Source organism: Pseudomonas edaphica (assembly GCF_005863185.1).
GTDB classification, from domain to species: Bacteria; Pseudomonadota; Gammaproteobacteria; order Pseudomonadales; family Pseudomonadaceae; genus Aquipseudomonas; species Aquipseudomonas edaphica.
Genome location: NZ_VBVZ01000501.1, coordinates 1 through 4660, shown reverse-complemented (window position 1 = coordinate 4660; position 4660 = coordinate 1). Strand labels below are relative to the sequence as shown.

Here is a 4660-nt window from a genome sequence, read left to right as displayed (position 1 = left end):
CTTGTAGGGTGTAAATACTCAACGTGGCGAGCGCGGGGGGATTTGTGGCGAGCAGGCTGTTGTGGCGAGCGGGCTTGCCCCGCGTTGGGCTGCGAAGTGGCCCCAAAACCAGGCGCTTATGTTTGCCTGAAAAAACGCGGTGACTGTATTAGGGCCGCTTCGCAGCCCAACGCGGGGCAAGCCCGCTCGCCACAACAGCCTGCTCGCCACAAATCCCCCCGCGCTCGCCACGTTGAGTATTTACACCCTACAAGTGCGCTAAACCGCAATCGCCCCCGCCCGCCCCGGCTCCACCACAAACGACTTGAGGGTCGACACCGTGGCGTTGGGATCGCGCGGGTCAGTTATCACCCGAAAGTTCGTCAGCATCTTCTGAGCCGTAAGCTCTACCGACACATACCCACGCTGGCGGCTGTCGAAAAACTTCACATGCGGATTAAGCGGCAGGATCTTGCTGAACGCTTCAAAGGGCGGGCCATCGGAGGTCACCGAGCTGCCGACAAACTCAGTGGCGATCACTGGCGAGTCCGGGTTGTTGGCGTCGGCGTGCAGGTCAGTGGTCCAGAACGAATGGATATCACCGCCCCAGAACACCGGGTTGCTGACCTTGTGACGCCCGATGGACGCCAGCATGCGTGAACGATTGGCCACGTAGCCGTCCCAACCATCGGTCCAATGGCCCACCTTGTGGTTGCTCAGGTCGCGCTGGAGCAAGGGCGCCACCAGCAAGTCCTGGGCGATCACATTCCACTGTGCCTGCGACTGGGCAAAGCCCTGGTCCAGCCAGGCTTCCTGTTGCCAACCCAGCATGGTGCGGCCGAGATCACGCAGGTCGCTGCAAGTGTTGGCGGCGATATGCCCCTGATGGCTGCCGTTGGCCTGGATGCAGGGTTGCTCGGAGCGATACTGGCGCCCATCCAACACATGGAAGCGCGCCAGCCGACCGTAATCCAGGCGCCGGTAAATGCGCATGTCCGGCCCCTTCGGCACACTGCTGGCGCGCAGCGGCATGTGCTCGTAAAACGCCTGGTACGCCGCCGCCCGCTGCTGGAGAAATTGCGCCACGGGAATCTTCGGGTCCTGGGACCAGCGGTTGGCGTAGTCATTCTGCACTTCATGGTCATCCCAGGTTGCCACGCTGGGGGCAGCCGCGTGCAGGGCTTGCAGGTCCGGATCGGTTTTGTACAGCGCGTAGCGGTTGCGGTAGTCGCTCAAGCTCACCGCGTTGCCGCTGCCGTGGGCCCGAAAGACTTTCCCCGAGTCGACGGCGTAAGAGCTGTCGTAAATGTAGTCCCCGAGAAAAAACACCAGGTCAGGTTGCTCTGCGGCTAAATGGCGATAGGCGCTGAAGTAACCGCGCTCCCAATGCGAGCAGGAAACAAACCCCAGCCGAGCCGAGGCCATCGCCTGCAAAGGTGGCGTGGTACGTGCCTGGCCCACCGGGCTCTGCGCGCCGAGGCCTTCGAACTGGTACCAATACGGCCGGCCCGCCGCCAGCCCGGCCACTTCAACATGCACCGAATGGGCGAACCGCTCAGTCGCCAAGACTTCGCCCTGCTTCACGATGCGCGTCATCGCCGCATCACTGGCCACCCGCCAACGCACCGGCACCGCGCGCTTCAACCCACCGCTGCCATCGGCTGCATTGAACAACGGCGCCAGGCGCGTCCAGATCACAAAACCATCCGGCAGCGGGTCGCCCGAAGCCACGCCGAGGGTGAACGGGTAATCCACCCCGGCACTGCGCGCAAATGGGCTGAGGATTGAAAACGCGGTAGCGACCGCCAGCCCGCTAAGGACTCGCCGACTGCCTTGGTCCACTGCGTCATTCACAACGCGCGCTCCCAGTCCTCACGCACGGTGGCAAAGCCCAGCAGGTCTTCGTACACGCCATTTTTGAGAAACGCCTGACGCAGGCAACCCTCGTAGCGCAGGCCGATTTTCTGCATGACCCGCGCCGATTCCTTGTTGCGGCCAAAGCATTGGCTGCCGACACGCTGCAGCCCAAGCTCGGTGAAGCCAAAACCCATCATCACGCTCGCCGCCTCAGCGGCATACCCCAGGTTACGCGCATGCGCCGCGACCCAGCCGCCCAAATGCCCTGCGTGATGACGAGCGTTAAGGCGCAGGCTGACCATGCCAACCAACTCACCGGTTTCACGCACATGCATGCCCAGGTTCAACAACTCGCCCGCCCGATATTTGTCTGCGGCCCCGGCAATAAAACTCTGTGCAGTTTCCAAGGTATAGGGCGACGGAATGTTGGCCGTGTTGTCAGCGATTTTCGGCCCGTTGGCGAGCATGAAGAGCACCTCGGCCTGGTCCATTTCCAGCGCCCGCAATAGTAGTCGCGGGGTCGACAATTGAGGCAGTGCAGTGGGCATACGCGGCAGCTCTTCAAGTAAATTTCCCCAGAATGTACTGCCTTCGTGTCAATTGCATTACGTCATGAAACCGCAAGGTAAAATCTCTGAAAGACGCGTCCTAGAGCCTTTAAAACGTCAATTAAAGTTAACCATTCGGTCATTTTTGGTTGTTAGCGTGTCGCCCCTAATTCAACGACGGGGTAACAGAATGAGAACCTGGGATGAACCCAAGAAACGCAAGGCACATATCGAGTTGATCCCCATGATCGACGTGATGATGTTCCTCCTGGTGTTTTTCGTACTGGTGAGTTTGAACGTGATCCCCGCACTCGGCATGAAGACCCAACTGCCCAGCGCCAGCAGCTCGCAGCAACTCAAGCCGCAGAATAAATTCATCCTGACCCTGGGCCTGGAAGGCCAGTTGCAACTCGACGGCAAGGACCTTACGGTCGATGCGTTGGTGCCGGCACTGAAGGCTGCAGAAAAGCCTGATACCAAGTCGACCATCATCGTCAACAGCGACAAAGGCGTAGAGGTTTCGCGCCTGGTGGAAGTCATGGACACCCTGCGCCTGGGTGGCTTTACCTCCGTGTCCATTGCCACGCGTAAGTCTTGATCATGTATGTACTGTTTCGTGCGCGTCAGCTGCTGGGCAGTGTCCCGGCCCTGATCGCCCTGGTGCTGATTGCACTGGGTATCCAGTCCCAACCGTTGAAAATCCAGCCGCAGTACGACGAGTCGGCGGTCGAGCTGGCCCTGGTCGAACCCGAGCCCGAAGTGGTTCCCGAGCCTGTGGTCGAGCAAGAGCCGCCACCGCCGGTGATCGAGGACGAAGAAGCCGAACCGGCCCCGCCGCCACCACCGCCCAAACCCTTGCCAAAACCTGAACCCAAGCCCAAGCCGGTGCCCAAACCCAAGCCCGTGGTGGCCGCCAAACCGACTCCCACGCCAGCGCCAGTCGCACCAGTGGCGGCCAAGCCGGTACAGGCCGCTGTCGCGCCGACACCCGCGCCGCCCGCGCCACCGGCACCGCCCAAAGTGGATGGCCAGGCCCTGGAAGGCGGTTACCTCAAGGGTCTGCGCAACGAGCTGGACACGTACAAGCAATACCCCACCGGGCGCCAGGCGTCCCTCGAGCGCCCCAGTGGCGAGGTGGTGGTGTGGTTGATGGTGGATCGACAAGGCCGCGTCCTTGATGCCGGGATCCAGACCCCGGCGCCGAGCATGCTGCTCAATCGGGCCGCTACCAATAGCCTGCGCCGCATCAAGCAGGTCAAGCCGTTCCCCGAACAAGCCTTCGGTGGACGTAACGAGCAACGCTTCACCGCCACCTTCAACTACAGCGTGCAATAAGCACCGACACCAGGACGACAGTGATGAGGTTCACACGTATTCATCTGGCACTTGTTGCCGCGACGAGCATGACCCATGGAGTGGTCATGGCTGATACCAGTGACAGTGACGTCGGCACGATCGGAGTTCAGGGAGGCAAGGCAACCGCGGGGGGCGGTTACATGGTCCAGGAAGAGAGCGCCAAGGGCCGCTCGACCATCACCAAGGAAGCGTTGGACAAACAAACCGCCACCGGCAACGCCATCGACAAGCTCAAGTACACGCCGGGTTTGAACATCTCGAGTGAGGACAACACCGGTCTGTCGGGCTTTCGCTTCACCATGCGCGGCATGAACTCCGACCAGGTCGGTATGTCGGTGGATGGCATGCCGATCAATGACTCCGGCAACTACGCGCTGTACTCCAACCTGCTCGGCGATCCGGAAAACATCGACCAGATCTTCGTCACCCAGGGCTCGTCGGAAGCCGACGGCCCGCACATCGGCTCCAGTGGCGGCAACATCGGCATCGTGACGATTCGCCCGACCAAGGAAACCGGTGCGTTCGTTAAACAAGTGGTGGGCAGCAACGCCACCCGCAAGACCTTTGCGCGCCTCAACACCGGCGAAGTCAACGGCCTCTCCAACTGGCTGTCGGCGTCCCACACCGAAGGCCAGATGTGGCGCGGCTCGGGCGCGGTGCGTGCGGACAAGGTGGAGTGGAACAGCTTTTTCGACGCCGGCAACGGCAACACCGCCAACCTGATCCTCAAGTACCACGAGCAGGACAACAACAGTTACAGCCAATTGACCAAGGCGCAGTTCCAGCAGTTCGGCCGCCAGTATGACCCGTACCCGGCCAAGCCGGCGCTGGGCTCCAACGGCAAGATCAGCAGCTATTACGACCTGGCACAGAACCCGTTCCAGACCTTCACCGCCGTGCTCAACACCCAGTACAAGCTG

The 4660-nt window shown here is 61.3% G+C and carries 5 protein-coding genes; 3 read left to right on the top strand and 2 right to left on the bottom strand.

What is annotated here, in order from left to right; translation table 11 throughout:
- Positions 1 to 258 precede the first annotated feature (258 nt).
- The gene (locus FEM54_RS25210; RefSeq protein ID WP_138453509.1) at positions 259 to 1833 is read right to left on the bottom strand and encodes an alkaline phosphatase D family protein; all 1575 of its coding nucleotides are present in this window, start codon (positions 1831 to 1833) and stop codon (positions 259 to 261) included.
- On the bottom strand, positions 1830 to 2384 hold the full coding sequence (locus tag FEM54_RS25205; RefSeq protein ID WP_138453508.1) for a GNAT family N-acetyltransferase: 555 nt from the start codon (positions 2382 to 2384) through the stop codon (positions 1830 to 1832). The genes FEM54_RS25210 and FEM54_RS25205 overlap by 4 nt, the downstream gene beginning before the upstream one ends.
- A gap of 190 nt (positions 2385 to 2574) precedes the next feature.
- Here FEM54_RS25205 and FEM54_RS25200 point away from each other — a divergent pair, with 190 nt between their 5' ends.
- From FEM54_RS25200 to FEM54_RS25190, 3 genes are all read left to right on the top strand, one after another.
- Entirely contained in the window at positions 2575 to 2982 is a 408-nt protein-coding gene (locus FEM54_RS25200; protein WP_005786670.1) for an ExbD/TolR family protein, read from the top strand.
- A gap of 2 nt (positions 2983 to 2984) precedes the next feature.
- Positions 2985 to 3719 carry an energy transducer TonB family protein gene (locus FEM54_RS25195; RefSeq protein WP_069788770.1) on the top strand — a complete coding sequence of 245 codons (735 nt, stop codon included), beginning with the start codon at positions 2985 to 2987 and terminating at the stop codon, positions 3717 to 3719.
- Between the two features lie 23 nt (positions 3720 to 3742).
- A partial coding sequence (locus FEM54_RS25190; protein ID WP_171045897.1) for a TonB-dependent receptor plug domain-containing protein occupies positions 3743 to 4660 on the top strand: 918 nt, incomplete at its 3' end.

Coding starts and splice junctions, on each gene's coding strand:
- FEM54_RS25200 (WP_005786670.1), top strand. CDS start 2,575: ATGAGAACCTGGGATGAACCCAAGAAACGCAAGGCACATATCGAGTTG.
- FEM54_RS25195 (WP_069788770.1), top strand. CDS start 2,985: ATGTATGTACTGTTTCGTGCGCGTCAGCTGCTGGGCAGTGTCCCGGCC.
- FEM54_RS25205 (WP_138453508.1), bottom strand. CDS start 2,384: ATGCCCACTGCACTGCCTCAATTGTCGACCCCGCGACTACTATTGCGG.